Source organism: Jatrophihabitans sp. YIM 134969, assembly GCF_054456675.1.
Genome location: NZ_JBTJEQ010000105.1, coordinates 1 through 1,736, shown reverse-complemented (window position 1 = coordinate 1,736; position 1,736 = coordinate 1). Strand labels below are relative to the sequence as shown.

Below are 1,736 nucleotides of genomic sequence, written 5' to 3'. Positions count from 1 at the left end.
CGCGGGCTGCCACCGCGGCAGCCCGGGCGACCTGCGCCGGTGGACCGGGCGTCACGCCGGCCGCGGCGTCGGCGACGGTGAGCATCGTGCCGTCGACGGGATCGGCCACCGCAGCGCGCGCGGCGGCGGCGGCGTGGGTCAGCGCGAGCTGGAGGTCCAGGACGTCGGTGCGGTCCGCGGAGTCGGCGAGGCCACGCAGGACCTGCGACAGGATGACGCCAGAGTTCCCCCGCGCCGAGCGCACCGCGCCGGTGGCGAGCCACCGCAGCGCGGCGGCGACGTCGGTGGGGCCGGTCGCGGCGAGACCGTCGGACGCGCCGTCGACGGCACGGTCGGTGAGGCGGTCGGCGAGGTGCTCGGCGGCGGCGGTCGCGGTGCCCGCGAGGTTGCTGCCGGTGTCGTGGTCGGGCACCGGGAACACGTTGGCGGCGTCGAGGCGCTCCCGGGCGGCGGCGAGCACGTCGGCGCTGCGCCGGGCCCAGGCGACGACGTCGGCGACGCTCACCTCGCCCACCGGTGCGACCGCCTCTCCCACGGGTGCGACCCTAGGACGTGGGGGCGACAGTCCGGCCCGACCGCAGCCACCCACGGCGCGGTTCGACCTCCGGCCGGGCGGCTTGGTACTGTGAACGTCTGTTGCCCGGCGCGTGTGCGCCAGGGGCACATTCCGATCCAGACGTCTTGAGGAGTTCCGTCGTGGCCAGCGTGTGCGAGATCTGTGGCAAGGGCCCGGGCTTCGGGATGTCGGTGTCGCACTCCCACCGGCGCACCCACCGGCGCTGGAACCCGAACGTGCAGACCGTCCGCGCGCTCGTCGCGCCCGGCACCCGTCGTCGCGTCACCGTCTGCACCTCCTGCCTCAAGGCCGGCAAGGTCGCGCGCGCCTGACCCCGTCCCACGTCTGACAGCCGTCCGCCCCAGCCGGGGCCGGGCGGCTGTCGTCGTCTGCGGGCCGGCGCGTGGCTGGGCCGGTGAGTTGGCGTCGGCCCGGTCCGTCACCGACTCCCCGGGTTCCGGAGCGCGCACTGCGGCGGAACTCGGGATACTTCCCGGGACGACGTGGACCACCCACGTCGGGCTGGAGGGGTGGGCGTGAAGGTCGTCAGCGCGGCGATGCGCGAGCAGCGTCGGGCCCGTCGGTCCGCCGAGCGGGACCGCCGCGGCGTGGCTCCCCGCGTCCGCCTCGGCCCCCGTCCGTCGGCGCTGATCCGCGGCGGGTGGTCGCCCCGGCCCGAGGTCGGACCTCCGGCGTCGGTCGGTCCGCGGCTGGTCGGCGCCGCCGCCACCGGGGTGCTCATCGCACCGCGGGCCCGGGTCGCGATCGGCGAACGCCCCGTGACCACCGGCGTGCTGCCGTTGCCGCCCGTCACCGTCGGCCCACTGCCCGCGAACCCCGCTCCGGGCCTCGGGCTCGGCATCGCTCCCCTCGCGCCGCACACTCCGCCCGCGGCCACTGCTCTCACGGAACCCGCCGAAGCCGTCGCGATCGAGCCCGCCGCCGTCGAAGCCAGCGCCGTCGAAGCCAGCGCCGTCGAACCCACCGCCGTCGAACCCACCGCCGTCGCGTCGGAGGCGGGGGCCGCGGCGGCCCCCACGCCCGTGCCCGCCGCGAGCGGGACGCCCGCGTCGAGCGCCGAGGAACCTCCGCGGCCCGCGCCGGTCGCGGAGCCCGATGCGCCGGTCGTGGCCGCAGCCGTGGCCCTGACCGGCGCACCCCCGGCCGCACCCGCCACGAC

General features: G+C 77.8%; 2 protein-coding genes and 1 pseudogene. 2 read left to right on the top strand and 1 reads right to left on the bottom strand.

The window, feature by feature from the left end; all coding sequences use genetic code 11:
- The coding region (locus ACXR2U_RS24045) for a DAK2 domain-containing protein (protein WP_458827621.1) at positions 1 to 535 on the bottom strand (535 nt) is incomplete at its 3' end.
- Positions 536 to 696: 161 nt separating this feature from the next.
- On the opposite strand from ACXR2U_RS24045, the gene rpmB reads away from it, so the two are divergent.
- Together rpmB and ACXR2U_RS24035 are read left to right on the top strand one after the other, a co-directional pair.
- Complete coding sequence (rpmB, locus tag ACXR2U_RS24040; RefSeq protein ID WP_458827620.1) at positions 697 to 888, top strand: 50S ribosomal protein L28; 192 nt, start codon at positions 697 to 699, stop codon at positions 886 to 888.
- Positions 889 to 1,092: 204 nt separating this feature from the next.
- A pseudogene (locus ACXR2U_RS24035) lies at positions 1,093 to 1,736 on the top strand (hypothetical protein); the annotation flags it as partial.